This is a genomic window from Reyranella sp. (assembly GCF_965228225.1).
Lineage (GTDB): Bacteria > Pseudomonadota > Alphaproteobacteria > Reyranellales > Reyranellaceae > Reyranella.
This window is the reverse complement of record NZ_OZ245801.1, coordinates 1960167-1984443: the sequence shown is the minus strand read 5'-3', so window position 1 is coordinate 1984443 and position 24277 is coordinate 1960167. Positions and strand designations below refer to the sequence as shown.

22 protein-coding genes are annotated in these 24277 nt (G+C 65.2%); 11 read left to right on the top strand and 11 right to left on the bottom strand.

Annotation, left to right across the window (positions count from 1 at the left end):
• Window positions 1–15: 15 nt before the first annotated feature.
• Both ACO07K_RS09445 and ACO07K_RS09440 read right to left on the bottom strand, forming a co-directional pair.
• Entirely contained in the window at window positions 16–1593 is a 1578-nt protein-coding gene (locus ACO07K_RS09445; protein WP_422035673.1) for a hypothetical protein, read from the bottom strand.
• Window positions 1594–1618: 25 nt separating this feature from the next.
• Complete coding sequence (locus tag ACO07K_RS09440; protein ID WP_422035672.1) at window positions 1619–2734, bottom strand: tetratricopeptide repeat protein; 1116 nt, start codon at window positions 2732–2734, stop codon at window positions 1619–1621.
• Window positions 2735–3123: 389 nt separating this feature from the next.
• Between ACO07K_RS09440 and ACO07K_RS09435 the strand changes: the two genes are divergently transcribed.
• Window positions 3124–4185: a hypothetical protein gene (locus ACO07K_RS09435; protein WP_422035671.1), complete on the top strand. Its 1062-nt coding sequence runs from the start codon at window positions 3124–3126 to the stop codon at window positions 4183–4185.
• The gene (locus ACO07K_RS09430) at window positions 4182–5399 is read left to right on the top strand and encodes an HAD-IIIA family hydrolase (protein ID WP_422035670.1); all 1218 of its coding nucleotides are present in this window, start codon (window positions 4182–4184) and stop codon (window positions 5397–5399) included. The genes ACO07K_RS09435 and ACO07K_RS09430 overlap by 4 nt, the downstream gene beginning before the upstream one ends.
• Here the strand turns inward: ACO07K_RS09430 and ACO07K_RS09425 are convergent.
• Both ACO07K_RS09425 and ACO07K_RS09420 read right to left on the bottom strand, forming a co-directional pair.
• A complete protein-coding gene (locus tag ACO07K_RS09425) occupies window positions 5353–6327 on the bottom strand; it encodes an aldo/keto reductase (protein WP_422035669.1) in 975 nt (324 codons plus the stop codon). The two genes, ACO07K_RS09430 and ACO07K_RS09425, sit on opposite strands and share 47 nt — an antisense overlap.
• A 16-nt stretch (window positions 6328–6343) precedes the next feature.
• The gene (locus tag ACO07K_RS09420) at window positions 6344–8374 is read right to left on the bottom strand and encodes a B12-binding domain-containing radical SAM protein (RefSeq protein ID WP_422035668.1); all 2031 of its coding nucleotides are present in this window, start codon (window positions 8372–8374) and stop codon (window positions 6344–6346) included.
• Window positions 8375–8543: 169 nt separating this feature from the next.
• On the opposite strand from ACO07K_RS09420, the gene ACO07K_RS09415 reads away from it, so the two are divergent.
• Window positions 8544–9521 (top strand): NAD-dependent epimerase/dehydratase family protein, encoded by a 978-nt coding sequence (locus ACO07K_RS09415; RefSeq protein ID WP_422035667.1) that lies wholly within the window; start codon window positions 8544–8546, stop codon window positions 9519–9521.
• On the opposite strand, the gene ACO07K_RS09410 is transcribed toward ACO07K_RS09415, so the two are convergent.
• From ACO07K_RS09410 to ACO07K_RS09400, 3 genes are all read right to left on the bottom strand, one after another.
• Window positions 9518–10612, bottom strand: coding sequence for an alpha-ketoacid dehydrogenase subunit beta (locus tag ACO07K_RS09410; protein WP_422035666.1), 1095 nt, complete (start codon window positions 10610–10612; stop codon window positions 9518–9520). The two genes, ACO07K_RS09415 and ACO07K_RS09410, sit on opposite strands and share 4 nt — an antisense overlap.
• 14 nt (window positions 10613–10626) lie before the next feature.
• Window positions 10627–11553, bottom strand: coding sequence for a thiamine pyrophosphate-dependent dehydrogenase E1 component subunit alpha (locus tag ACO07K_RS09405; protein WP_422035665.1), 927 nt, complete (start codon window positions 11551–11553; stop codon window positions 10627–10629).
• 74 nt (window positions 11554–11627) lie between these two features.
• Window positions 11628–12575 (bottom strand): NAD-dependent epimerase/dehydratase family protein, encoded by a 948-nt coding sequence (locus tag ACO07K_RS09400; protein ID WP_422035664.1) that lies wholly within the window; start codon window positions 12573–12575, stop codon window positions 11628–11630.
• A gap of 136 nt (window positions 12576–12711) precedes the next feature.
• Here ACO07K_RS09400 and ACO07K_RS09395 point away from each other — a divergent pair, with 136 nt between their 5' ends.
• The 4 genes from ACO07K_RS09395 (at window position 12712) to rfbC (ending at window position 16373) form a co-directional block, all read left to right on the top strand.
• Window positions 12712–13644: a hypothetical protein gene (locus ACO07K_RS09395; protein ID WP_422035663.1), complete on the top strand. Its 933-nt coding sequence runs from the start codon at window positions 12712–12714 to the stop codon at window positions 13642–13644.
• A 118-nt stretch (window positions 13645–13762) separates the two neighbouring features.
• Entirely contained in the window at window positions 13763–14782 is a 1020-nt protein-coding gene (locus tag ACO07K_RS09390; protein WP_422035662.1) for a GDP-mannose 4,6-dehydratase, read from the top strand.
• A 29-nt stretch (window positions 14783–14811) separates the two neighbouring features.
• Window positions 14812–15849 (top strand): kinase, encoded by a 1038-nt coding sequence (locus tag ACO07K_RS09385; protein ID WP_422035661.1) that lies wholly within the window; start codon window positions 14812–14814, stop codon window positions 15847–15849.
• Between the two features lie 17 nt (window positions 15850–15866).
• Window positions 15867–16373 (top strand): dTDP-4-dehydrorhamnose 3,5-epimerase, encoded by a 507-nt coding sequence (gene rfbC, locus ACO07K_RS09380; RefSeq protein ID WP_422035660.1) that lies wholly within the window; start codon window positions 15867–15869, stop codon window positions 16371–16373.
• Window positions 16374–16382: 9 nt separating this feature from the next.
• Here rfbC and ACO07K_RS09375 read toward each other — a convergent pair whose 3' ends face one another.
• A complete protein-coding gene (locus tag ACO07K_RS09375) occupies window positions 16383–17540 on the bottom strand; it encodes an AGE family epimerase/isomerase (RefSeq protein ID WP_422035659.1) in 1158 nt (385 codons plus the stop codon).
• A 36-nt stretch (window positions 17541–17576) separates the two neighbouring features.
• Window positions 17577–18620 carry an FkbM family methyltransferase gene (locus tag ACO07K_RS09370; RefSeq protein ID WP_422035658.1) on the bottom strand — a complete coding sequence of 348 codons (1044 nt, stop codon included), beginning with the start codon at window positions 18618–18620 and terminating at the stop codon, window positions 17577–17579.
• Window positions 18621–18782: 162 nt separating this feature from the next.
• Here ACO07K_RS09370 and ACO07K_RS09365 point away from each other — a divergent pair, with 162 nt between their 5' ends.
• From ACO07K_RS09365 to ACO07K_RS09350, 4 genes are read left to right on the top strand one after another with little or no spacing between them, the layout of a single operon-like run.
• Window positions 18783–20090, top strand: a complete 1308-nt coding sequence (locus tag ACO07K_RS09365) for a peptidylprolyl isomerase (protein WP_422035657.1) — start codon at window positions 18783–18785, stop codon at window positions 20088–20090.
• A gap of 24 nt (window positions 20091–20114) precedes the next feature.
• The gene (pdxA, locus tag ACO07K_RS09360) at window positions 20115–21113 is read left to right on the top strand and encodes a 4-hydroxythreonine-4-phosphate dehydrogenase PdxA (protein WP_422035656.1); all 999 of its coding nucleotides are present in this window, start codon (window positions 20115–20117) and stop codon (window positions 21111–21113) included.
• Window positions 21114–21115: 2 nt separating this feature from the next.
• On the top strand, window positions 21116–21949 hold the full coding sequence (gene rsmA / locus ACO07K_RS09355) for a 16S rRNA (adenine(1518)-N(6)/adenine(1519)-N(6))-dimethyltransferase RsmA (protein ID WP_422035655.1): 834 nt from the start codon (window positions 21116–21118) through the stop codon (window positions 21947–21949).
• A gap of 21 nt (window positions 21950–21970) precedes the next feature.
• Window positions 21971–22774 carry a lysophospholipid acyltransferase family protein gene (locus tag ACO07K_RS09350; protein WP_422035654.1) on the top strand — a complete coding sequence of 268 codons (804 nt, stop codon included), beginning with the start codon at window positions 21971–21973 and terminating at the stop codon, window positions 22772–22774.
• Here the strand turns inward: ACO07K_RS09350 and gmk are convergent.
• Window positions 22749–23399 carry a guanylate kinase gene (gmk, locus tag ACO07K_RS09345; RefSeq protein ID WP_422014536.1) on the bottom strand — a complete coding sequence of 217 codons (651 nt, stop codon included), beginning with the start codon at window positions 23397–23399 and terminating at the stop codon, window positions 22749–22751. The two genes, ACO07K_RS09350 and gmk, sit on opposite strands and share 26 nt — an antisense overlap.
• On the bottom strand, window positions 23389–24273 hold the full coding sequence (locus tag ACO07K_RS09340; protein WP_422035653.1) for a YicC/YloC family endoribonuclease: 885 nt from the start codon (window positions 24271–24273) through the stop codon (window positions 23389–23391). The genes gmk and ACO07K_RS09340 overlap by 11 nt, the downstream gene beginning before the upstream one ends.
• Between the last annotated feature and the right edge of the window lie 4 nt (window positions 24274–24277).

The window sequence follows — 24277 nt, the reverse complement described above, 5'->3', positions numbered from 1 at the left end:
CGTCGGTGCGCGCCGTCAGATCGCGCGCCGACCGCGGAAGCGCAGTACCTTGCCGCGAAGGCTCGGATCGACGCGTGGCAAACCGGCCAGCACCTGGCTGCAGAACGGATTGATGTTGGCCCCCACATAGTCGGTGAAGAGCGGCCAGAACTTGTTGTAGATGACGTTCACGCCCACGAAGCGCCGCGCCGTCCGCCGCCCCGGGGGCCGCGTTTCAGCTTCTGTCGCAGCGGCCTGCTTGAACAGCTTCGCGATCGCCTTGAGCCGCTTGGTATCGAGCGGACCCGCCATACGGCCCGTCCTCACCGGCTCGTCCGCATGCTGGGTCGCCAGGCCGAACTCGAAGATGAACATCTCGGCTTTCGGCAGCAATTCCTCGAACGTGCCCCGGACCAATCCCGGCAGATCCGTCGGGAGCCCTTCGCATTCGTTCGGCACCAGCACCGGCCCGGTAAAGCCCATCGCCCTCCAGGCCGTGAGGAACCGCTCCACGAAGGTCCGCCGCGCAGCCACGATCATAACCGCCGTCGAGCGCGGATAGGTCAGCATCTGATCGGTCACGAAGGGCAGCGTATGGTCCAGATCGTACGTCAGGTCCTCGTACAGGTGCCATTCGAGGCTGGTCGCGGTGTAGGGCGCCGTGGCCGGCTTCAGCGCCGCGTCGAGACCGGCCGTGAAACGCTCGTAGGACGTGTCGCGATCGAGCTTGATCTCCTCGATCTCGACGTCCGGCCATCCCCAATCGTCGGCCTGTGCCGGCACATAGGGAGTCGACACGTTCCAGATGTAGTCGTCCTGGTTGTTCATCCGGGTCTGCCGGCCCTTGTTGTTGGCGGCGGCGACGCGGGTGTGATCGCAGTGATAGCCGAACAGCTTGTCTATCAACGTATCCACACGCCCGCGATAGAGAGCCAGGCGCGCGGCCAGGTTCGAATCGCAATGCCAGCCCAGCAGCATCGATTCGTCGAAGCCATGGATGGCGAACATGTCCTCGCGCAGAGCGGCCTGGAAATCGCCCAGAGCGTCGTACTTCATCGGTAGGAAATTGTGGACGACCTGGTTCAGGTGATAGCGCACCGACCAGTCCCGCAGCTTGGCGAGGTTGCCGGCAGGATCCCGGCGGTCGAAGGCGGCCTCCCACAGCATCTCGGGCAACTCGAAGCGCGGTATCTGATAGAATCCGTCCGGCACCGCGCCCAGGATGTCGCTGAGCGATTCCCCTTCCGTCCGCGGCACGAGCAGCATGTCCGTGTTCGTATAGAGGACCCAGCGGTTCCGGGGATTCGAGCGGCGCAGGGCGACGTTGCGCGACTGCGCCTCGAGCGCGACCAGATGAGTCTTGGACTTCAGATGCGCGTGCTGTTCGGGACGAATCCTCAGGACCCGCAGGACCTTCTTGGCCTTTTCGGTCAGCGTGTCGTGGATCGCCTCGGGAAACGTCGGATGATCGTCGGGGGTATTGTAGTCGACGAAGAGGATCTCGTCGTCCGGGTCCGACATCACCTCGGCCAGCGCGTTGAAGCTGATGGCCGCCCGCTTGTGCAGGTTGTAGCCATGGGTGTCGTTACGACCGTACAGAATGACGGAAAACATGGTACCTCGCGTGAGGGTCGATCACTCAGGAAGCGGAACGCGACAGCTCGTTCCGGGCGGCCGCATGTTCCACCAAGGCGGGCTGACCGAGATCCAGGACCTGCTGCCAATAGGCCCGGGCAGCGTTTAGATCGCTGGCGTGGCTCGCCACCCCGAGTTGGAAAAGCGCTTCGGCACGACGACCGGCCGTGTCCGCCCGGGCCATCACCTCTTCCCTGGAGGCCGATCCGGACTGCACGGCCAGCAGCGAGGCGACCCATTCGTCGCCGGCGGCGGATTGCGCTGGGGTCGGTGTTTTTCCAAGTCGCATCTGGGCCGTGCGCAGGTACAACGCCCAGTAGGGATCGCGGCTGTCGTTGCGGAGCATCGTCTCGAGGTGCGGGAGCGCGCGTTCGTAGTCCGCAAGGCGCAGGGCGACATAGGCACTCGCTGCCGGACGACCGCCCAGCAGATCGAGTTGCCGCCGCCAGTCCGCGTTCGCCTGGTCGGCATGCCCGAGGGCCATGTGCGCGATGGCCCGAGCGTTCAGGGAATCCGAAGACTTGGGATTCGCGGCCAGGACCTTGTCGAGATCCTCGATCGCGGCCGCGTACCTACCCAGTGCGGACAGGGCCTCCGCCTTCATCGCCAGAGCATCCATGGAGCCCGGATGGAGCCTCAGCGTCCGTTCGTAGTCCGCCAGCGCCAATTCGACCTGCCGGTCGGCCAGATAGGCATTTCCCCGCGCGAGATTGGGAAGGGCGTACTTCTTGAGGGATTTCAGCACCCTGGTGTACGAAACGATTTCCGCCGTATGCGACCCGAGCTGGCGCAGCACGAAATGCCGGTCGGGCGCTCCTGCGCGACCGTTTTGCCGGAGCTTGCGCGCCTCCTCGTACCTGGCTTGGGCCGAGGCGCTGTCCCCGCTCATGTCGAGGACCTCGCCTTCGGCTTCGACGGCATCCGCAAAGGACGGCGAGAGCGCGCTCGCCTGACGCAGCAGATTGATCGCAGCCTGACTGTCGCCCATGCGAAACAGTGCCTGCGCGCGCAGGAAAAGATGCTCCGCTTCGCTTCCGTTGGCACCCGCAGTCCAGTCATCGGCCGGCTGTCGCCGTGCCCCCAGTGTCTCCCGCAGGCTACCCGACAGCCGCACCAACATCCCTGAATTACTCACTCAATTGCTCCTGCACGGTAAGGCGACCAGACACAGCCAAGACGGCCCAGAGCTTACCCCGCGCCGGGGCAACTCGCAGAAGTGTCAGAAAGCTCCGATTGCCGGCAATCCGCCCGTAAACCTGTCCGCTAACTGAGCGTCGGGGTCCCGTCAAGGCACCCTGCCCGCTCGCCTGTAGATTGATCACATACTGCGGGAATTTGACGGAATCCCGACGCATCGATAACAAGCCGCCAGATGAACCAAGCCTTTGCAGCAAGCACCGCTGGCACCCCCGACCCGGCAATTTTCCTTCACGACCAGTTACTCTTTGGTAACGACATTGTGCGAGCGCCTGCGCGCCTGGCGAGCCCGGTTCGAACGGATCGCCCCGAATGATCGCGCAACCCTATCTCAGTATCGTCGGCTGGGCGCGGAACGACGGTTACACGCCGAACTACGCGAAGCGGCTGGAACACGCGCTGGGCTTTCTCGTCCGCCAGCTGGACAGGCACAAAATTCCGTCCGAAGTGATCGTCGTCGAATGGAATCCGCCCCCCGACCGGCCGCTGCTTTCAGAGGAAATGGGGTCGCTGGCCGTCGCGGGCCAGGTGACCGTTCGCTTCATCGTCGTTCCTCCGAAGCATCACGAGGGCCCGCAGGGATGGCAGACCCGTGGCATGCATGTGAACAACGCCGCCAATGTGGGCATGAGGCGCGCTCGCGGCCGCTTCGTCACCCCCAAGGCATTGGACACCTTCTATTCCGAGCAGCTCGTCTCGCGCCTGGCCCAGCTCAACCTGGATGATGGCTGTGTCTATCGGTGCGACCGGCTGGATGCGCGAATGGGGGACGAGAGCTGGCTGGAACTTCCCGACGAAGGCCTCCTGGCTCAACTCGCGCACAACACCGTCCAAAGGCACGGACGATTGACGCACAGCATCGACTGGAAGATGCGCGACCTCCACACCAATGCCTGCGGTGACTTCCTCCTGATGACAGCCGAGCGATGGGCGGAGATCCGGGGCTACCAGAAGGATGCCAGCGTGCTCTGCCTCGATTCCGACTCCATCGCGCTCCATGCCGCGGCAGCGCACGGTGCATCGGAGATCCATTGGCTGGACGAGTGCATCTACAAGGTCGTTCATGGAAATACGCACGCGCAACGCACGGCGACGGTCTGGAAGGATTGGCAGCTTCGCCTCGACGGGCATCTGCTGGGGCGAAAGCGGCGCGAGCTGGCCATGTCGCTCCGGGTGTGGCTCGACTATCCCCGCAGGCGCGTCCGCGGCCTAGAAGAGATTCTGGCGCCTTCGATCGAGCGGAACTTCGTCGCCAAGGCCGCGAGATACGCCCGAAACGACCTCTCCTTCGTCACCAACGATGCCGACTGGGGTCTGGCCAACGAAACCCTGTCCGAACGGACAGTGCTGCGCGCGACCTGGGACAGCCAATGACCGTGCGGCAGGCCGTCTGCCTCGTCGGAGGTCGCGGGACGCGACTGGGCTCCCTCACCCAGACCACGCCGAAGCCGCTTCTCCCTGTCGGCGGCCGCCCGTTTCTCAACTATCTGATCGGGGAGGCCAGTCGCTTCGGTCTCGAGCGACTGTCGTTGCTGGCCGGACACAATGCCGACGAGGTCGTCCGGAACTATCACGGCAAGGTCGTCGGCACATTGTCGATCGAGGTGATCGTCGAAGCGGCACCGGCAGGCACGGCCGGCGCTCTCGCCAATGCCGCTCACGCCCTGGATCCCGTCTTCTTTCTCTTCAACGGCGATTCCTTCTTCGGCTTCAACTGGTTGTCGATGGTGCCGGCGCTCGACCGGGACGATTGGACCATGCACCTCGCGCTCGCGCGCGGGGTCCGGGGCGGACGGTACGGGCGCGTCGAGACTAGGGGCGATCGGATATCGAGTTTCCTGCCCAAGGCCGATAGCGACCTGCCCATCAACGCCGGGATCTATCTCGTCCGGCGTCGAGTCCTCGAGAGAATTCACGGCGTCCCTTGTTCGCTCGAGAACGACATACTTCCCCCGCTCGCCTCGGAAGGCGCCCTGCTCGGGTTGGCCACCGAAGGCACCTTCATCGATATCGGGATTCCGGAAGACTTCGCGCGCGGACAGGAGGCCATGCCGGCCTTCACCCGCCGGCCGGCGGCTTTCCTCGACCGCGACGGCGTGATCAACCACGACGACAATTATGTCCACCGGCCGGAGCAGATCCGCTGGATCGACGGCGCGCAGGACGCCATCCGCTGGCTGAACGATGCCGGCTACTATGTGTTCGTCATCACGAACCAGGCCGGCGTCGCGCACGGGCACTATGGCGAAGAGCAGGTCCGCACGCTCCATGCCTGGATGCAGCGCGAGCTGCAGGGTGCCGGCGCTCACGTCGATCGCTTCGAATACTGCCCCTATCACCCGGAGGGTGCCGTCGAGCGCTATCGCCGGGTCTCGGAGCTACGCAAGCCTGGACCCGGCATGATCCTCAAGGTCGGGGACGAGTGGCCGGTCGACATGGACGCCTCTTTCATGATCGGCGACCGCGACATCGACATGCAGGCTGCCGCGGCCGCCGGCATCGCCGGTCACCAGTTTCCCGGCGGCAACCTCCTCGACTTCGTCAGGACGCGCGTACCGGCGAGACGAAGAAATCTCGCGTCGCGTTGATCGCCAGCACCTTTTCGACGACGTCGGCCGGCAAAGCCCCCTGTTCGCTCGCCTGGGCGTTCGTCTCGGCCTCGGCGGGGTGCAGAACGCCGGGGATGACGCTCGAAACGGCACCGAACGAAAGGCAGAAGCGCAGCGCACTCAGCACCGCTTCCCGTCCCGGCGTCGCCGAGGCCGCCGAGATCAGATCTCGCGCTCCGTCGATCCAGTTGTCGAGCTGGGCGCGCGACCATGCCGCCCGGTGGTCTCCGGCGGCAAACACCGTGGATCGGTCGATGGTCCCCGTGAGGAAGCCGAAGCAAAGCGGTGTCCGGGCGATGAACGCCGCGCCACGACGGCTGACCTCGTCGAGCAAACCCTCGGTGACGACGCGAACGTCCATCATGTTGAAGTTGGCCTGGACGATCGGAGCGCCTGCAACCTGCAATGCCTCGACCGCACCGGCGGGATTCTTGGCGGAAACGCCCCAGGACCGGATTTTCCCCTCGGCAGCCAAGGAAGCGAGCACCTGCTTCGTCTCCTCCGCGGCCAGAACGTCCGAGGGCGGATTGTGGAGTTGCAGGACGTCGAGATAATCCGTGCCGATGCGCTTCAGGCTGAGTTCCGTCGAACGCCGGATGGCGGCCGCCGAGAAATCCGGTGGCTTCGTCCAATCGTCGTAGCCGGCCTTCGTGGCGATGACCGCCTCGCCCCGCCTGCCCGCTACCGCCCGGCCGATCAGCACCTCGCTGTGCCCCGAGCCGTAGGCGCTGGATGTGTCGAACAAGGTGATACCGAGGTCGAGCGCCCGGTGCAGGGCCCTGAGGGACTGTGCGTCGTCGGTATCGCCGTAGGACGTGGCGCCGGCGGTTCTTCCGCCAATGCCCCAGGCACCAAAACCGACCTCCGAGACGAGGATCCCGGTCTCGCCAAGCTTGCGATACTTCATCGGATGGGCCGCAGGATCAGTAGTGACCGGCGAGCTCGGGCGTAATCTCCACGGCGCGCTGCGCGTACAGATAGGCGCCCTTCTTGTTGCCCCACCAGACGATCTCGCGACACCATTTCTGGAAGTCATCGTAAGGCCGGCTGGTGCGGTCCACTTCGACGACGATCGGGACCTTGCGCAGCAGCGCGGGCTCGCCGCCGCGCACCTTGTTCCAGTAGTCCAGCAGGTCGTAGTCGAGCTTCACCTTTACATCGCCCTTGGCGAACGGCTGGTGCACCAGCGCGTGGTTCAGCCTGACGGCCTCCTCGACGATTTCGATCGGAAGCCCGTCGCTGCGCGCGCGCACGGTCTCGGACAGGAGTTCGCCCGCTTCCTTGTAGAAATCGTCGAATCTCCCCTCCGCCGTGAGCTTCACGAAGATGTACTCGTCGGCCGGCCAGAAGATGTTGAGATACTCCTTCGAGAACACATACTCGGAACCACCCTGTTGGATGGATCTGGCCTCGCTCTCGAAGAAGGCATTGATCCCCGCGATCGTCGGGAACCTCTTGGCGTCGGCCGCCATGAAGGCCTCGATCATGTCGCGGTAGGAGATCCCGGAGATTCCGTGCGCCAGGATGAGCGGGATCTGGAACAGCTTGTCGAAGTGGAGCAGCGCCGTCATCCAGCAGAAGATGCGCGTACGCCGCCAGTCGTCGAGCGGCGTCGCCGCCGTGGCGATGACCAGGTCCTGGACTTCCGGCACATCGTCGTCGAGCTCGATGCGCTCGCCGTGGATGTTGATGATCTTCGATTCCACCGTGACCATACCGTACTTCGCCTGATAGGCGGGATCGCCCATCTCGGCGTTCGGCAGGATCGACAGGTTGTTGAACTGGATGCGGTTGTGCTGGCCGTTCTCCATCAACTGGTCGACGCCGCGCACGAAGGACTCATAGGTCTCGCCCGGCAGGCCCAGGATCAGGTCGGAGTAGGTTTCGACCTTGTCGCGCGTGAAGCGGCGCTGCAGCTCCATGTAGGTGCCGAGAGAGATGTTGTCGCGCTTGATCGCCTCGAGCGTCGGCATGTCGACGCTCTGCATCGACAGGGCCACGCCCTTGTTGAGACCGGCGTCGGACAGGATCTTCTGGGTTTCGTAGGCCCGTTCCGTCGCGTTCTTGGTGTTCTGGACGGACAGCGCCACCGGATAGCCGGTCGTGTTCTTCACGTCGGCGACATAGTTGGCGATGTCGACGTCGCGCTTCTGGATGCCGAAGTTGGCATCGCAGCAGAAGATGTATTCGATCTTCTTCTGGGCGAACCAGTCGACCTCGCGATAGAGCCGTTCCTCGCCGAACTTCGTGACCTTGCCGGCGGTGGCCGAGCCCCAGTCGCAGAAGGTGCATCGGAAGGGACACCCCCGGTTGGTCTCCCACAGGCCGATCCAGCTCTCCGTCTGGTTTGCCGCCATGATCTCGTCGAAGGCGCCTTCGAGAAACGGTGACGGAATCTCGTCGAGGTCGCGCACGCGGTCGAGATTCTTGGTGCGCACGAAGCTGCCGTCGGCCTTGACCATGCTGACGCCCGGGACGCTCTCCCATGTCGAGCGCTCGTGGAACGTCTCCAGGAGCTTCAGGAACGTGCGCTCGCCTTCGTTATGGACCGCCAGGTCGATCTGCCGGTTGGCCCGCATGAAGGATTCGGGCTGGTCGGGCACGTGCGGGCCACCGAAGAGGATCACGATGCCGGGCTTCAACGCCTTCAGACGACGGGCAATCTCGAGCGAAATCCGGCCGTTCCACACATAGGTGCTGAAGCCGACGATGTCGGCATCCTTGAGAGCCTCGACGGCATCGGCGATGCGCACGCGCTTGTAGAGTGGCGGCAGAAACCGATAGAGCTCGGGCTGGGCCGCGAACTTCTTCACGTAGGTCTGCAGCAAGGCGACCGAATAGGGCAGATAGTTCTGGCCGGAGAAGGAATTGTTGATCTGGACCAGACCGACGACCAGAGGCCTTGCCGGAGAGATGGCTTGCACGGTGGCTTCGTCGGCGTGTGTCGTGGACATTCACTGCGCCCCGTTGTCCTCGGTCCCTTGGCGAGATTCAGCCAAGGTAGTGGATGATATGTCGGTGGAAGTCGCCCTGAGAGGTAGAGCGGGCCCCTTCGCTTTGCAATAGGATTGACTGCCATAATCCCATGGTTCAGCAGGGATTTTTCGGTGTCTCGGGGGCAAAATGCAGTTTGCGGGCAAAAAGGTTCTGATCACCGGCGGGGCCGGCTTTCTGGGAACCAACCTGGCTTTGAAATTGACTACCCTCGGCGCCCGACTGCGACTGACGACGCACCGCAAACCTCTCCAGATCGCGTTCCCCGATGCCGAAGTCGTGGAAGCCGACCTGCGTCGCCCCGAGGATTGCGCCCGTGCCGTCGAGGGCATGGACGTCGTCTTCATCTGCTCGGCGCAGACCTCCGGCGCGGGCATCATCCGGACGACTCCTCTCGTGCATGTGACGCCGAACGTGCTGATCAACAGTCTTCTTCTCGAGGCCGCGTATCAGGCGAAGGTGAAGAAGGTCTGCTTCATCTCCAGCGGTGCCGCCTATCCGGGCACCGGCGCCCGCCCCGTCACCGAGGCGGAGATGTTCGATGGCGATCCGGAGGAGGTCTATTTTCCGGCGGGCTGGATGAAGCGGTACGCCGAAATCCTCTGCCGGACCTATGCCGAGAAGATCGCGGAGCCGATGCCCACCGTGGTCATCCGCCCCTCAAACGTCTACGGCCCCTACGACAAGTTCGACTTCGCCGTGAGCCACGTTACGGCCGCCCTGGTGCGGCGGGTCGCCGAGCGGCAGAACCCGCTCCAGGTGTGGGGCACCGGGGAGGATATCCGGGACCTGATCTATATCGACGATTTCGTCGAGGGCACGCTCGCCGCCGTCTCGACCGACCTGCCCTTCCTCGCCGTCAACATCTGTGCCGGCCAGGGATACGCCGTCCGCGAGGTCCTCGAGACGCTGCTGGACGTCGATGGCTTTTCCGATGCCCAGGTGACGTTCGACGCCTCGAAGCCCAGCACGGTCCCGGTGCGCCTGATGGACAATGGTCTCGCCCGCTCGCTGCTCGGCTTCGAGGCCAAGCTATCCCTGACGGAGGGCCTGCGACGAACCCTGGCCTGGTACCGGAACGACCCGGCCAGCCCCGGGCGCCGCTAGAACGGTCCCCGGAAGCGCTTGTAGCCTTCGGTCATCGATCGCTCGACCGGAAGCTCGATGCCGTGGCCGCTGCCGCGCACCTGGGTCAGGATCGCTTCGACGGTCTCGTGCTGGCTCGGGTAATAGATGTCTTCGAGGCTCTTCGCCGTGGGACACGGCGCTGCGGCCATGCCGAGCATCGCCGGCGCCTGCCGCAGCATCGACGGGTCGCGCACCATGACCTGCCGGCAGACCTCTCCGGCGACGCCGTATTCGAGCCAGGACGTGTCGGCGATGACCAGCCTGCCCGTTTTGCGGATGCTGCCGATGACCAGATCCCAGTCGGGATGGCTGATGGAGTTGAGATCAATGACTTCGACCTCGATGCCGGCCTTCTCGGCCACGTACTGCGCCGCGCGCAGCGCCTCGAGCACCATCACCGATGTCGCCACGACCGTCACATCGCGCCCTTCACGGGCGATGTAGCTGGTGAGCGGGATCGGCTTCGACGGAGTTCCGGCGGAAACCGAGAAGTCGAGATTGTAGAGCAGCCGGTGCTCGATGCTGACCACCGGACCGGGATGCCGGGCGATGATCTGCGGGTACATGTCGAGGATCGCCTGGCTGGTCGACGGCATCACGACCGTCAGGCCGGGATAGTGGGCGAAGGTCGCCTGCGGGCTCTGCGAATGCTGTGCGCCCTGCCCCCAGCTGCGGCCCACGACCAGGCGGATCAGCATGGGGCACGACATGATGCCGCCGAACATGTAGCGGTACTTGGAGGCCAGGTTGACGATCTGGTTCATGGCCAGGAACGAGAAGTCGGCCCGGATGTGCGTGGTGATCGGATAATCCCCGACCAGCGCCGCGCCGATCGCCACGCCCGTCATGCCCTCTTCCATCAGCGGCACGTCGAACACCCGATCGGCGCCGTACTTCTGCGCGAGGCCGGTGGTCGAGCCGAAGATGCCCTTAAAGTCGTCGACGCCCTGGCCCATGATGAAGGTGTTCGGATGGTCGGCCAGTGCCGCATCCATGGTCTCCAGCAGGGCACCGGCATAGGACAGGACGCGCGTCTGTGTCGACGGACGCTCTTTCGTAGAGACGTTCATGCTTCAAGCCCTGCCTAGATGATGTCGGTCAGCAATTCGTCTCGCCCCGGGAAGGGGCTGTTCTCGGCGAACTCGGCGGCGGCCGCGATCTCGCGATCGATCTCCGGCTTGAGCTCGGCAACGAGCCTCGCGTCGAGCAGCAGCGGATCCCGCGCTTTCCACGAATCGATATCGACGGCGCTCCGGTATCCGAAATGGAAATCGTCGCCGACCCCGACATGCTCCTTGTATCGCCCGGTTGCGATTTCGAGGACGAAGGGCCGGCCGGCCCGCACGACGGACAGCGCATCGAGGGTGGCCTGGCGGATCGCCAGCATGTCCCACCCCTCGTCCACCCGACGCGATTCGATGCCGAAGGTCGCGGCGTGTTCGAGCAAATTGTAGGACTGCCGGGCATTCTTGAAACTGTGCACGGCGAGCCCGTTATCCTCGCACAGGAACAGCACCGGCACCTTCATGAGCGCCGCGAAGTTCAGGCTCTCGTGATAGACGCCTTCTTCCGTCGCCCCATCGCCGAACACGGCGACGGCAACGCGCGAGCTGCCCCGGCGCTTGAACGACAGCGCGGCACCGACGGCATGGGGAATGGAACTGGCGACGACAGCTGAAGACCCCATCAGCCCGACTTCCGGAGCCGAGAGATGCATCGAGCCGGCCTTCCCCTTGGAAACGCCGCCGATACGGCCATAGAGTTCCGCGAACATCTTGTCGAGCGCGCCGCCCTTGGCGATGTAGAAGCCGTGCGAGCGGTATGTCGCGAACACGAGATCGTCGGCGTTCAAGGCGTCGCAGACCCCGACCGCAACGGCTTCCTGGCCGATCGACAGATGGACGGGGCTTTGGATCCTGTCGGAAGGGTAGAGCTCGATGATGCGCTCTTCGACCAGCCTGATCGTCAGCGCTTTCCGGAAAAGTCGGCGGTAGCGCTCGTCGCTGTCCATCAAACTACATTCCCCAGCCTGAAAGTCGGCCATTCCGGCCGCCACTGCCGCCTCTCCTAGCGATACGCCTGCAACTATTCAACATGCCGGTTGGCGCGGTACCAGACGAGCAGCTCTTCCAGGCCTTGGTGGATCGATGTCGCCGGCCGCCAGCCCGTCGCCTGCATGAAGCGGCTCCCCGAGACGCGCAGCATCGCAGGCCCCAGATTCTGCCCTTCCAGCTCGACCACCGCGTCCCGGAAGCCGTCGGCGGCGAGCAAGGCCTGGAGGATCGATCGGACCGAGACCTCGTCCGGGGTGGCCACGTTGAAGGCTTCAAACCCCGGTTCCGACCGCAGCACTGCCTTCACGGCCCCGGCGAGATCGCGGGCGTGGATCAGATTCCGCGTCTGGTTGCCATCGCCCGCCAGACGGATTGGACTGGAGCGCTCAACCACACGCCGAACGAGCGACGGGAGGAAATGGCCTGTTCGCGGATCGAAGTCGTCGTGCGGTCCGTAGACGAGCGTCGGTCGCAGGACGACCCCGGACTCCAGCCAGCCGAGTGTCCGCACGTACCATTCGAGTTGCTTCTCCAGGTAGCGGTGCATCCAGCCCACCCCGAACCAGTGCCCTGGGGGATCTCCGGTCTCGTATCGCTCCTCGTTCAGCACCTCCAAGGACGGCGGATACCCGGTGCAGGAACTGACGAGCACGATGCGTTTCGTCTCGCCTCGAGCGGCGGCCTCCATGGCATTGGTCACGATGCGCAGGTTGTCGAGGACCGACTCCACGGGCTCGTCCCGCAGCACGGCGCTGGTTGAGACGCGGCCCGCGCACAGGACGACCGAGTCGCAACCGGCGATAGCCTGCGACGCCTGGGCCCGATCGTTGAAGTCGCACTGGACCCAGCGAACGCCCGCGGCGGCAAAGGGCGGGCGTGACCTGTGGGTGGCAATAACCGGCTCCGTCCCCTGGCCGGCCAGGACCTCGACCACATGCCTTCCGATCAGCCCCGTTGCCCCCGCCACTGCGATCGTCATCGTCCTTCAGTCTCCCGTCGCCTGATTGTCGCGCCGACCTAGCCGCCGACTGGCGGATTGTCGCACAGATCGGTCGACCGGGCCGCCGGACGTGCTAAGGAACGCCCGCAAATCGACGAGATACAGGAAAATGGGAATGTCTCCGCATCAGCGCCTGGGCCAGAGAGAGTTTGAAGTCGCGGTCGGACTCCCGGCGGGAACCTTGGACGAGCGCACCAAGACCCTGCTCGAGAAGACTCCGCTCCTCTACTCTCCCCTCGACGACGCAGCCCAGGCGGCCGCCCGCGCGAAGGTGGCCGAGGACATCGACCGCGGTTTCACGGTTGTGGGCGAGCATCGCGCTTCGATCTGGCGCGACGCCTGGCAGGATCACCTCGACGATTTCGTCAAGTCGGGACACGCGCTGGAAGCCCTCAATCCGCGCTTCGTGGGAGGCACCGCCCTCCTGCGCTGGCAGGGCGCGTATGTCGAGGGCGTCACTGAGCGCTTCGAACTGGCCTTCCTCGAGATTTTCCGCGACTGGCTGTTCCGGACTTACCTTGCGGATGCGTCGCATCTCTACGAGTTCGGCAGCGGCAGTGCCTTCAACGTTGCAGCCTATGCTAAACTCTATCCGCAGACCGCGATCACCGCGCTCGACTGGGCGCCCGCCGCAGTCACGATCGCGAACCTGCTGGGTGAGCGGCACGGGATGAAGATCGCCGGCCAGCGCTTCGATTTCTTCGCGCCCGAGAGCGGCTTCGAATTCGCTCCGAACAGCAGCGTGCTCACAATGTGCGCTCTCGAACAGGTGGGCGACCGATTCCAGCCGTTCCTGGACTTCATCCTCGCCAAGCGCCCGCAGCGGGTGGTCCATGTGGAACCCATGCTGGAACTCTACGACAGCGACCTGCCGCACGACGCCCTGGCCATTCGGTACCATCGGCATCGCAAATACCTGACCGGTCTCCTGCCTCATCTCCGGTCCCTCGAGAAGGCCGGTACCATCCGGTTCCTGAAGGTGCAGCGGTTGAAATTCGGCAGCCGCTTCCACGAGTGCTTCTCCGTGGTCGCCTGGGAACCGGTCTGAGAACGGGCCCCCGGCGGTCAAAGCCGGGGTCGCATTCACGGGCGAGACGGGCTAATGAGGCCCCACCGGCGCGCAGGAGCGCCCGGGCGATCCAAAGCCAAGCGAAAGGCACTTCACGATGTCGGCCAAGCGCGCCCTGATCACGGGCATCACGGGAATGGTCGGCTCGCACCTTGCCGAGTACATCCTGAAGCACACCGACTGGGAAATCGTCGGGCTTCTCCGCTGGCGCAGCCCCCTCGACAATCTCAGCGCCATCGTCGGACCGATCAATTCGGGCGCGCGGGTACGGCTGGTCTACGGCGACCTGAGGGACACCCTGTCGATTCAGCGCGCCGTCGAATCGGCCAAACCCGACTATGTGTTCCATCTGGCCGCCCAGAGCTTTCCCCGCACCAGTTTCGACTCTCCCCTCGACACGATGGACACGAACATCCTCGGCACGGTGCGGGTCCTCGACGCGCTGCGTATCACCGCCCCAGACGCGGTCATCCACGTCTGTGCGTCGTCCGAGGTCTTCGGCCGGGTGCCGAAGGAAAAACTGCCGATCGCCGAGGAATGCAGCTTCCACCCCGCCTCGCCCTACGCCATCTCCAAGGTCGGGACCGATCTCGTCGGGCGCTTCTATGCCGAGGCCTACGGCATGAAGGTCATGACCACGCGCATGTTCACCCATACCGGCCCGCGCCGCGGCGACGTGTTCGCCGAATCGACCTTTGCGAAGCAGATCGCGATGATCGAGCACGGCCTGGTTCCGCCGGTGGTCAAGGTCGGCAATCTCGAATCGCTGCGCACCGTGGCCGACGTGCGCGATGCCGTGCGCGCCTACTATCTTCTCGTGACGAAGGATCCGGTCGCGGGCGCCTACTACAATATCGGCGGCACCCATTCCTGCACCATCGGCAACATCCTCGAGCACCTCATCGCGCTGTCGCCGAAGCGCGCCGATATCAGGGTCGAGGTCGATCCCGACCGGCTTCGTCCCATCGATGCCGACCTGCAGGTGCCGGATACGTCGAAGTTCGAGAAGCATACGGGCTGGCGGCCCGAGATTCCGTTCGAGCAAACGATGCGTGATCTGCTCGACTATTGGCGCCAGCGCGTCGCCGTCGAGGGCAACCGGTTCCTCACGCGATAGCCAGAAGACCCCGAACAGAGCATCCGAAGATGAAGCGCCCGCCGGTAAGCGACAACATGTCGATGGCAATGTCGAGAACGCCCTACCGCGTGTCCTTCTTCGGGGGAGGCACCGACTATCCCGAGTGGTATCGCGAACAGGGCGGCAGCGTGCTGTCGATGGCCATAAACAGATACTGCTACATCGTCGGACGTCATCTGCCCCCGTTCTTCGCAACTCGTCACCGGGTGGTCTGGTCACACATCGAAACCGTCAACTCGATCTCGGAAATCCTGCATCCGGCGGTCCGGGCCGGGCTGCAGTACATGGAGTTCGGCAACGACCGGGGCGTCGAAATCCACCATCAGGGCGATCTTCCGGCACGCTCCGGCATCGGCTCCAGTTCCGCCTTCTCCGTGGGACTGATCAACGTTCTCCACGCGATGCGCGGTCAGACGATCAACAAGCGCGACCTCGCCAACGCCGCGATCCATCTGGAGCGCGACATCCTCCAGGAAACGGTGGGTTGCCAGGACCAGGTGGCCAGCGCCTATGGCGGTCTGAACGTCATCCGGTTCGGAGCGGACGGCGCCATCGACGTCGTGCCGCTGGATCTGTCGGGCCAGAACCAGCGGAAGCTCGAGGACTGGCTTCTGCTTTTCTACACCGGGACGACCCGGCTTTCCTCGACCATCGCGAAGCTCCTGGTCTCCAATCTCGGGGCGAAGAGCAACCATCTCAAGCGCATGCATGCCATGGTCGATCCCGCCGCGAAGCAGCTCCGCACGGGAGACATGGAGTCCTTCGGACGGCTCCTGGACGAAGCCTGGCAGCTCAAGCGCCAGCTCTCGGACGGCGTCACGACGGGCAGCATCGACGATGTCTACGCGGCGGCGCTTTCAGCTGGCGCGCTCGGCGGCAAGCTGCTGGGCGCCGGCGGGGCGGGGTTCATGGCGTTCATCGTGCCGCCGGAGAAGCAGCCGCAGGTTCGGGCCGCCCTCTCCCATCTCCTTCACGTGCCGGCCGGAATCGACTTCACCGGCTCGACGATCGTCTACCGCCAGCTCGAAACCCTGCCCCAATCCTGACAGCGACGGGAATACACATGGAGACTTTTCCGACGACCCTCGATTCCGTCCGGCTGATCAAGCCGCCGACGATCTTCGAGGATTTCCGCGGTCATTATGTCGAGACCTACAACGAGCGCCTCTATCGCGAGGCCGGGATCGACCAGCATTTCATCCAGGATGACATTTCGGTGTCGCGGCGGCATGTGCTGCGCGGCATCCATGGCGACGACAAGACCTGGAAGCTCATCTCCTGCCTGCAGGGAAGCTTCTACATGGTCGTGATCAACAACGATCCGCAATCCCCGCAATACCGGAAGTGGACGTCGTTCACCCTCTCGGAGAGCAATCGGCTTCAGGTGCTGGTCCCGCCCAAGTTCGGCAACGGCCATGTCGTCATGAGCGAGCAGGCGATCTTCCACTACAAGCAGACAACGGATTACGATCGCTCGGGTCAGTTCACGCTGGTCTGGAACGACCCCGCGCTGAACCTCTGGTGGCCGGTCCAGAATCCGATCGTCTCGGAGCGCGACCAGGGCCGTTAGGCGCGCCTTTCAGCCAGGAATGTCGGCCCGGGATCGGGTGAGTTCGTCGACCGCGCCGGCCAGATGATAGAGGCTCGTCGCGGGCATGAAATCGACGAGCGGCGAACCATCCGGGCCCAGGCGATCGACCCATCCGCCGTTTGGCGCAGGAGCGAGGAACCGACGGTGCAGGGCCTCGGTCAGCGCAACGCCCCTGTCCGCTGCTCCCGGCCGCCCGCGGCGCGCTTCGACGAGATCGCTCTTGATGGCCTCGGTCATCGGCCAGAGCCGACGGGATGCTTTCAACATGGTGCCGTCGGGATGCACCTCGTCCACGATCAGGCCGTCGGCATCGAAGCCTGCGCGGTTGGCATGCTGGTAGAGCCGTTCCACGATCTCCCCGACCCTCCCATCGCCCGTATGCCTTTCGTGGCGACGCAGCAGCCAGCACCATTCGAAATGATGGCCCGGCTCGACGACCGCGCCGTGGCCATCGGGCGGCTGCAGCGCCTCATCGAAATACTCCAAAAGTACGCCCTGCCCGGCCTGGAAGAACTTCGAAACGAAAAGCTGGAAAAGATCGTCTGCCCGGGCGAGAAAAACGCGATCCCCCGAGCACTCCCACAAGGCCAGTAGGGCCTCGAAGAGATGCATGTGCGGGTTCTGCCGCCGGGGGGTGTCGCGCGGCGGCCACGCTTCGGCATATCCGCCCCCGAGTGGCGCCGTCATCTCGCGATCGAGGAAGGCCAGCGTTTCATGGGCCAGTGACAGTCCATCCCGATTTCCGGTCGCCTGGGCATGGGCCGCAATTGCGAGAAGAACGAAGGCGTGGGCGTAGAGATCGCGCCCGGAATCGGCGACGCTTCCATCCCGGGAGATCGAGAAGACCCAGCCGTCCCGCCCGTCACGACGGAAATAATCCCGACGCATCGCTCCGAAGGCACGCTCCGCCAGCGCCGCCGCCCCGGGGTGCCACTGCCGGCGCTGCGCAAGCGCATATACAAAGATCTGCCGGGCCTGGACGAGCAGCCGGATCGGGACTTCCGGACGCCGCCGGCCGTCGAAGGTCAGCCCTTCCTCGAAGCGTCCGGCTTCGGCGTCGAACCCGGCTGTTGCCCACAAAGGCAGCGCCTGGCCAAGCATCCAGCTTTCCATCAAGGCAGCGACACTACGCACGTCGTGCAGCATCAGGGGCGGCTCCCCACCCGCGCCCAAGGCGGCGTCCTACCGCTTGAGAAGATCGTCGGCACGTTCGGCCGGCACCGCCACGACGTTCGGTGACAACGGCGTTTCTCCGACCGCGCGCTCGAGCCAGCCGCCGTTCGGACAGAAAGTGAGAATGTCGTAACCGTATCGCTGGCGCAGCATGCCCAGCAGCGAGTCCGCACTCTGACCCTGTGCGTGCAATGCGCGCTCGTTCAGCTCCATCAGGAGCACCGGGCGTGCCGTGGAGAGCACCTGCTGCGCCCCCGCGACGACACCGGCCTCGCCGCCCTCGACGTCGATCTTGACCATGTCGACCCCCGACAGGCCATGCTTGGCGACCACGGCGTCGAGCGTCTCGAGCGGCACGCGCTCCGAGCTCGCTCGCACGACGTCGTCATGCGCGAAATCCCCCAGTGTATTGTGGCCGGCGTGTACGCCATGGGCGAGGTGCAGATCGACGAAGCCTGCTTCGGCGCCCAGCGCCGCGGCGACCACCTGAACGTTTTCGAGGCCGTTGCGGCCGAGATTGCGTTGCAGATGGGCGCGCTCGCGCGAACTCGGCTCGACGGCGATCACCTTCCCGGTCGGACCAACGCGGCGGGCGGCGAAGAGGGTATAGTAGCCGTCGTTGGCGCCGACATCGATGAAGGCCATGCCGGGCTTCAGCATGCGGTCAACGAACGCGAACTCGTTGGGCTCGAACGAGCCGCAGACATAGAGACACAGGCTGTTGTCGTTCCCCAGGGTCACGTCCACCATGGTGCCGCCATGCCATCGCACGGTAAGCGGCACCGCCAGATCCTTCTCGCGCGCCGCTTCCCACAGCGCGCCCCTGCGGCAGGCCAGCCACTGCCGCTGGTCGTAATACTCTTCAGCGAAGCGCCAGCCAGGCCGCGGCTCCAGCCGCGGCGCACCAGGCGCCAGGACTGCGGCATAGGCAGCGCCGATCGCGGGCGCCCGCACGATCAGCCAGCGCCCCATATTGTCGAGATGATAGCCGACGCCCGAGCAAACCCGTTCCCAGGTGCCGGCAACGCTGATCGGACGGCGGGCCGTCGTCATGCCTGAACTGTTTGCCCCCAACTATGCCGTGTTCGGCTAACGTACCCACCGTCGAGCGTCAAGCGTGCCTGTGTGTTGCCACTTTCTACCCTTAGTGCCTTGCGTTGCGGCTCGCGTGCTGCGGAAATATACTAGCCTCTCCTCTCAAACTCCTGCGGTGAAATGTTCGCGCCCCTCCCCCGCGCCCTCGTCGTTCTCACGATCCTGTTGCTCCCCGCCGCTGCGTCTGCCCAACGGCCGGCGGCACAGGGCGTAGCCACGCAGCCCAAACCCAGTCAGGGCCTGCGTGTCGTGGCTCGCGTCAACGATGACGCCATCACCGATTTCGACCTGTCGCAGCGGGTCATGTTCGCGATTCGCACGTCCGGGCTGCAGGACAGTCCCGATCTGCGACAGCGTATGGCGCCGCAGATGCTTCGGCAGATGATCGACGAACGGCTGCAGGTTCAGGATTCCAAGAAACTCGGCGTCAAGCCGTCGGATTCGGAGGTCGCTGGCCGCTACGCCGAGATCGAACGGGCCGCGGGACTGGGCCAGGGACAGTTCAAGCAGTACCTCCAGAGCGTCGGCATCTCTCCCGATATCGCAACGCAGCAGATCGAGGCGCAGATCGCCTGGGGCAAGATAATCCGTCGCAAGGTTCGTTCCCAGGTCGATGTCTCGGAGGCTGAAGTCGACGATGCGATGAACCGCATGCGATCGAACGTCGGCAAGACCGAGACCCGCGTCGCTGAGATATTCGTACCGGTCGATCGCGCCGATGGAGTCGATGAAGGCAAGCGCAGCGCCGACCGGATCATGGAGCAGCTCCGCCGCGGTGCGCCTTTCGCCGCCGTCGCGCAGCAGTTCTCCCAGGGTGCATCCGCGGCCTCGGGCGGCGATCTCGGCTGGGTCCTGCCGGGCGCCCTGGATCCGTCGCTGGACGCTGTCATCGAGCGGACGCAGCCCCGTACCTTCTCCGAGCCCGTGCGCTCGGTCTCCGGCTGGCACATTCTTTATGTCGTGGATCGCCGGCCCTTTGCCGCGGCCCGGCCCGACGATGTGAAGCTCAACCTGGTCCAGATGACCCTCGCCCTGCCGCCGAACGCCACGCCGGAAGAAACCAGTCGTGCGACCGCCGAAGCACAGAAGGCTCTGAGTGGCGTTCGCAACTGCAGCGATCTTCATGTGCAGGCCCGTCAGGTCAAGGGCAGCACGTCGGGTGATCTCAACGGCGTTCGGGTGGGCGACCTCGCCGGTAACCCGCAGATGTATGAGCAGTTGCCGCGGCTCCCGATCGGTGGCACGGCCGGCCCCTTCCGCGTCGCCGAAGGTCTGCAGGTCGTAGCCCTCTGCAGCAAGGCCGGCGGCGACGGCCTGCCCACACGCGAGGCCATCCAGCAGCAGCTGTTGATCCAGAAGCTCGATGCTGCGGGACGGCGCTACATGCGTGATCTGCGCCGACAGGCCACCATCGACATCAAGTCGTGAGGGCGCGCACGTGACGGCGCGGCCATGACGCCGGCGGCGCCGCTCGCCGTGACGATGGGCGAGCCGGCCGGTGTGGGCGGCGAACTCAGTCTCAAGGCCTGGCTGTCGCGGCGCTCCGGCGTCCGCCCTTTCTTCGTCCTGGACGATCCGGACCGGCTTTCGGCTCTCGCGCGAAAGCTTGCGCTGAATGTTCCGGTGATAGAAATCGAGCGACCCGAGGATGCCGCTTCGCGCTTCGCATCCGCCCTGCCGGTCCTCCCGGTCCGGCTCGCCGCGCCACCGAAGCCCGGCCACCCCGACGTGGCCAATGCCAGTGCGACCATCGAGGCGATAGAACGGGCCACGGCCTTCGCGATCGCCGGTACGATTGCCGGCATCGTCACCAATCCGATCCAGAAGAAGACCCTGCAGGATGCCGGATTTCGTCATCCCGGCCACACCGAGTTCCTTGCGGAGCTGGCGGGGGGCGTCGACGTCGCTATGATGCTCGCCTGCCCCGAGCTCCGGGTCGTTCCGGTGACGATCCACCTGTCGCTCGCCGATGCCGTTCGCTCGCTCGACGCTGATGCCATCGTGCGCGCAGGCAGGATCACCGCAATGGGATTGCGCGACCTGTTCGGCATCGAACGACCGAGACTCGCGGTGGCGGCCCTCAATCCGCATGCCGGCGAGCAGGGTGCCATGGGCGACGAGGAGCGCCGGATCATCATGCCGGCCATCGAAGCGCTGCGGCGCGAGGGCATCCAGGCGCACGGCCCCGCCCCCGCCGACACACTCTTCCACGCAGCGGCGCGCCCGGCCTATGACGTCGCACTGTGCATGTATCACGATCAGGCGCTGATCCCGATCAAGACGATCGATTTCTCCGGCGGCGTCAACGTGACGCTCGGCCTGCCCTTCGTGCGCACGTCGCCCGACCACGGCACGGCCCTCGATATCGCCGGCACCGGCCGTGCCGATCCGGCGAGCCTGCTGGCGGCCATCGACATGGCCGACGACATGGCCCGCCGGCGCCGCACCTGAATATGGACGGCGTCGAGACCCTGCCGCCCCTGCGCGAGACGATTGCGGCGCACGGGCTCGATGCGAAGAAGCGCTTCGGCCAGCACTTCCTGCTCGACCTCAACCTCACGCGGCGCATCGCGCGCGCCGCGTCGCCGCTCGGCGACGGGACCGTGATCGAAATCGGTCCGGGTCCCGGCGGGCTGACGCGCGCGCTGCTGCTCGAAGGGGCAGGCCACGTCGTCGCCGTCGAGGTCGACGCCAGGGCCTTCGGCCCCCTGCTCGAGTTGCAGGCGGCGGCCGGTGGGCGCCTCGATCTGATCGAGGCCGATGCCCTGAAGATCGAGCCCCGGGACCTCGGAGCAGCCCCGCGCCGGATCGTCGCCAACCTGCCCTACAACGTCTCGACCGCCCTGCTGGTGCGCTGGCTTCACGCCGCGAACGACATCACCGACATGGTGCTGATGTTCCAGAAGGAGGTCGTCGATCGGCTGGTGGCCGAGCCGCGCACCAAGGACTATGGCCGCCTCTCGGTGCTTGCCCAGCATGTCTGCGAGGTTCGCCGGCTGTTCGACGTGGCACCTACGGCCTTCGTGCCACCGCCGAAGGTCACGTCGGCCGTGGCGCGGCTCACGCCCCGGCCCCAAACCGCGCGTCTGGCGGATCTGCGGCCGCTGGAGCGCATCACCGCTGCCGCCTTTGGACAGCGCCGCAAGATGCTTCGCGGGTCTCTGGCGAGCGTCTTTCCCGAGCCAGTGGCGACGCTGGAGGGACTTGGACTGAAGCCGACGGCCCGGGCAGAGGAACTTTCGGTCGATGACTTCGTCAGGCTGGCAGGCGCCCTTGACAGTGAGTGAGCGCTCACTAATATTAATCACATGATCCGCTCTCTCGCTTTCAACGCCTATTTTTACGTCGGCACCCTGCTGGTCGCGATCGTGGGCATTGTCCTGGTCCCCATCCCAACGCCCGTGCTCTTGCGCGGGCTGCTCTTCCACTGGGCGCGTGCCGTGGTGTGGGGCATGCGCTGGATCGGCGGCATGCAGATCGAGTTCCGGGGCGTCGAGCACCTTCCCGCCTCTGGCCCCGCGCTACTGGCGAACAAGCACCATAGCGAGAGCGACGGCATCCTGCTGGCGGCCCGAATCCGCGGCATTGCGTTCGTCGCGATGCAGGAGCTGTTCCGCTACCCGCTGATCGGCGCGATTCTCTATCGGCTGCAGATGATCCGCGTCGACACCTGCGGCGGCGGCCGCGAGCGCGAGAATCTCGCCCAGTTCGCCCGTCGCGCCTACGAGAGCAAGCGCCACATCGCCATCTATCCCGAGGGCAACCTGATGGCGCCGGGCGAACGCGAGCGCTATCGCTCGGGCATCTACTATCTTTATCGCGACCTCGGCCTGCCGGTGACGCCGGTGGCCACGTCCGTCGGTCTCCTGTGGAATCGCCGCGACTGGCGCAAGAAGGCCGGCCGCGCCGCCATCGAGTTCCTGCCGGCGATCGAAACGGGGCTCGACAAGGACAGCTTCATGCGCCGCCTCGAGGACACGATCGAGAGCGCGAGCGACCGGCTGATCGCCGAGTTCTCGGGTCGTCCCTATCGGCCCAGCCAGCTCGTCCTGCGTTCGCAGGGCCAGACCGGCATCGGCGCGCCGGTCACCGCCCCTCGCGCAGCGCCTTGACGAAGTTCGACAGGCCGACCTGCCGCTCGCGCTTGAGCCGCTCGGCCGTCAGGATGGACTTGAGCTCCATCAGGCTGGTCGCGATGTCGCGATTGATGATCTGGTAGTCGTACTCAGCCCAGTGACTCATCTCGTCCGCGGCCTTGGCCATCCGCTTCTGCACGACCTCCATCGAGTCCTGCGCACGGGTGATCAACCGGCGCTCGAGGTCGCGCGTCGAGGGCGGCAGGATGAAGACCGTCACCAGGTCGCTTCCCGCCTTCTCCTTGAGTTGCTGCGTGCCCTGCCAGTCGATGTCGAACAGCACGTCGCGCCCGGCCATCAACGCGGCTTCCACGGGTGCGCGCGGCGTGCCGTAGAAATGGTCGAACACCCGCGCATGCTCTAGGAACTCGCCGCGCTCCACCATGCCACTGAAGGTGGCGGTGTCGACGAACTGGTAGTCGACGCCATCCTTCTCGCCGGATCGCCGGGCGCGCGTGGTCGCCGAGACGCTGAGCTGGATCTGCTTGTCGTTGTCGAGGAGTTGCCGCGACAGGGTCGTCTTGCCCGCGCCCGAAGGCGACGACAGGACCAGCATCAGGCCGCGCCGCTGGATCTGGTCGGCATCCACCTCATTCGACATTCTGAACCTGCTCCCGCATGCGCTCGACGGCGCCCTTCAGATCGATGCCGATGCGCGTCAGCTCGATGTCTGCGGACTTGGAGCAGAGCGTGTTGGCCTCGCGGTTGAACTCCTGGCAGAGGAAATCGAACTTCCGGCCCACCGGGTTGTCGGCGCGCGCATCGGCGAGCAAGGTCCGAGCCTGCGCAATATGGGCACTCAGCCGGTCGAGTTCCTCGCGCACGTCGGCCTTGCCGACCAGCAGCGCCACTTCCTGGGCGAAGCGCTCTTCCGACAGCGCAGGCACGCGGCCGAGCAGTTCGGCGAGCTGGGTCTCGAAGCGGGCGCGCACGGTGCCGATCTGAGCCAGCGCACGCTCCGTCGCCCGTTCGCACAGGCCCTCGATCTCGGCGACGTGGCCTTCGATCACCCTGGCCAGAGCCTTGCCTTCAGCGGCGCGCGAGGCGACGAGCGCCTTCAGCGTCTCGTCGAGGGTCGCCTGAAGCTCCCTGTCCAAGAGAAGGAGCGCCTCCTCGGTCTCTTCGCCGGCATCCTCTTCCTCGATCACGCCACGCACCCGCAGCAGCCCATCGGCCGAGGGAGCCGCGGCCCCGGTCGTCCTGCGCACCTCGTCGACCAGCGTTGCCAGCTCCGCCAGCAAGGTGCGATTGATAGTGAGAGGCTTGGCGTTGCGTTCGCTCGCTATGGTAAGGGTGAGCGAGACGTTGCCGCGCTTCATCTTCCCGCCGACGGCGACGCGCGCGGGATTTTCCAGCCGGTCGAAGCCCGGCGGCACCCGACACCTGATTTCGAGGTTACGCCCGTTGACGCTGCGCGCTTCCCAGACCCAGCGCCGCCGATCATCCGATCCCTGCGCCCGGGCGTATCCCGTCATACTT

Coding starts and splice junctions, on each gene's coding strand:
- ACO07K_RS09445 (WP_422035673.1), bottom strand. CDS start 1,593: ATGTTTTCCGTCATTCTGTACGGTCGTAACGACACCCATGGCTACAAC.
- ACO07K_RS09440 (WP_422035672.1), bottom strand. CDS start 2,734: ATGTTGGTGCGGCTGTCGGGTAGCCTGCGGGAGACACTGGGGGCACGG.
- ACO07K_RS09435 (WP_422035671.1), top strand. CDS start 3,124: ATGATCGCGCAACCCTATCTCAGTATCGTCGGCTGGGCGCGGAACGAC.
- ACO07K_RS09430 (WP_422035670.1), top strand. CDS start 4,182: ATGACCGTGCGGCAGGCCGTCTGCCTCGTCGGAGGTCGCGGGACGCGA.
- ACO07K_RS09425 (WP_422035669.1), bottom strand. CDS start 6,327: ATGAAGTATCGCAAGCTTGGCGAGACCGGGATCCTCGTCTCGGAGGTC.
- ACO07K_RS09420 (WP_422035668.1), bottom strand. CDS start 8,374: ATGTCCACGACACACGCCGACGAAGCCACCGTGCAAGCCATCTCTCCG.
- ACO07K_RS09415 (WP_422035667.1), top strand. CDS start 8,544: ATGCAGTTTGCGGGCAAAAAGGTTCTGATCACCGGCGGGGCCGGCTTT.
- ACO07K_RS09410 (WP_422035666.1), bottom strand. CDS start 10,612: ATGAACGTCTCTACGAAAGAGCGTCCGTCGACACAGACGCGCGTCCTG.
- ACO07K_RS09405 (WP_422035665.1), bottom strand. CDS start 11,553: ATGGACAGCGACGAGCGCTACCGCCGACTTTTCCGGAAAGCGCTGACG.
- ACO07K_RS09400 (WP_422035664.1), bottom strand. CDS start 12,575: ATGACGATCGCAGTGGCGGGGGCAACGGGGCTGATCGGAAGGCATGTG.
- ACO07K_RS09395 (WP_422035663.1), top strand. CDS start 12,712: ATGTCTCCGCATCAGCGCCTGGGCCAGAGAGAGTTTGAAGTCGCGGTC.
- ACO07K_RS09390 (WP_422035662.1), top strand. CDS start 13,763: ATGTCGGCCAAGCGCGCCCTGATCACGGGCATCACGGGAATGGTCGGC.
- ACO07K_RS09385 (WP_422035661.1), top strand. CDS start 14,812: ATGAAGCGCCCGCCGGTAAGCGACAACATGTCGATGGCAATGTCGAGA.
- rfbC (WP_422035660.1), top strand. CDS start 15,867: ATGGAGACTTTTCCGACGACCCTCGATTCCGTCCGGCTGATCAAGCCG.
- ACO07K_RS09375 (WP_422035659.1), bottom strand. CDS start 17,540: ATGCTGCACGACGTGCGTAGTGTCGCTGCCTTGATGGAAAGCTGGATG.
- ACO07K_RS09370 (WP_422035658.1), bottom strand. CDS start 18,620: ATGACGACGGCCCGCCGTCCGATCAGCGTTGCCGGCACCTGGGAACGG.
- ACO07K_RS09365 (WP_422035657.1), top strand. CDS start 18,783: ATGTTCGCGCCCCTCCCCCGCGCCCTCGTCGTTCTCACGATCCTGTTG.
- pdxA (WP_422035656.1), top strand. CDS start 20,115: ATGACGCCGGCGGCGCCGCTCGCCGTGACGATGGGCGAGCCGGCCGGT.
- rsmA (WP_422035655.1), top strand. CDS start 21,116: ATGGACGGCGTCGAGACCCTGCCGCCCCTGCGCGAGACGATTGCGGCG.
- ACO07K_RS09350 (WP_422035654.1), top strand. CDS start 21,971: ATGATCCGCTCTCTCGCTTTCAACGCCTATTTTTACGTCGGCACCCTG.
- gmk (WP_422014536.1), bottom strand. CDS start 23,399: ATGTCGAATGAGGTGGATGCCGACCAGATCCAGCGGCGCGGCCTGATG.
- ACO07K_RS09340 (WP_422035653.1), bottom strand. CDS start 24,273: ATGACGGGATACGCCCGGGCGCAGGGATCGGATGATCGGCGGCGCTGG.